Annotated in this window: 1 protein-coding gene; it reads left to right on the top strand. The window is 44.3% G+C overall.

Annotation, left to right across the window (positions count from 1 at the left end; all coding sequences use genetic code 11):
* The first annotated feature begins 127 nt into the window (after window positions 1-127).
* The gene (gene cobA, locus R7Q46_RS25250; protein WP_005479657.1) at window positions 128-1003 is read left to right on the top strand and encodes a uroporphyrinogen-III C-methyltransferase; all 876 of its coding nucleotides are present in this window, start codon (window positions 128-130) and stop codon (window positions 1001-1003) included.
* Window positions 1004-1046 lie beyond the last annotated feature (43 nt).

Here is a 1046-nt window from a genome sequence, read left to right as displayed (position 1 = left end):
TGAATGAGACCAAACAAAAACTTCTTAGCAGATTTTTGAATAAAAAATGAAATTTTAGAATTTCAGGTAATAAAAACACCCCGCCATAATGCCTGCATCACAATATCAATGGACGATGAGCAAGCACATGGCAACGAACGATTCAGTCACTCCTTTACCTGTACAAAAGCCGAGATTGGTTTCTGACAACCAAGTGTCTGGCGTCACTCGTTTTGCAAAGCAGTCACTCAAACCAGGCGAAGTGGCATTGGTTGGTGCTGGCCCTGGCGACCCTGAACTTCTCACCATTAAAGCACTGAACTGTTTACAGCAGGCGGATGTGGTCTTGTACGACTATTTGGTGTCTGAAGAGATCATGGCGCTGATCCCAAGCGATACGATTTTAGTTTGTGTTGGCAAGCGTGCAGGGCACCACAGTGTACCGCAAGAAAAGACAAATCAACTTTTGGTTGATTTTGCTAAGCAAGGCTACCGAGTAGTACGAGTAAAAGGCGGTGATCCTTTCGTATTTGGTCGTGGTGGAGAAGAGCTAGAAGTGTTGGCTGATGCTGGCATTCGTTTTCAAGTGGTGCCTGGTATTACTGCCGCAGCAGGAGCAACAGCATATGCTGGCATTCCGTTGACGCACCGTGATTATGCTCAATCGGCCATTTTTGTTACTGGTCACTTGAAAGAAGAAAGTGATGAGATGGATTGGTCAACACTGGCTCGTGGTAATCAGACTTTAGTGATCTACATGGGACTCATGAAATCACACTATATTCAGAATCAGCTCATTCAGCACGGAAGAGCGGCTTCAACTCCGATTGCTATTATCGAGCGCGGTACGCAAATTCAGCAAAAAGTTTTTACGGGAGAACTTTCCCAACTATCTGATTTATCGAAGGAAGCTCAGGCGCCATCTTTGATTGTCGTAGGAGAGGTAGTGCGATTGTCTCAAAAGTTAGATTGGTTTTTGTCTAGTACTGATTTCAACAAAAGTGCTATTGCCAACTCCATATAATTTCAGTCCAAAGATTAGAGACGTAACGCGCCTTCAAGCTTAA

Source organism: Vibrio sp. 811, from assembly GCF_033339195.1.
This window is presented reverse-complemented; position numbering and strand designations above follow the sequence as displayed.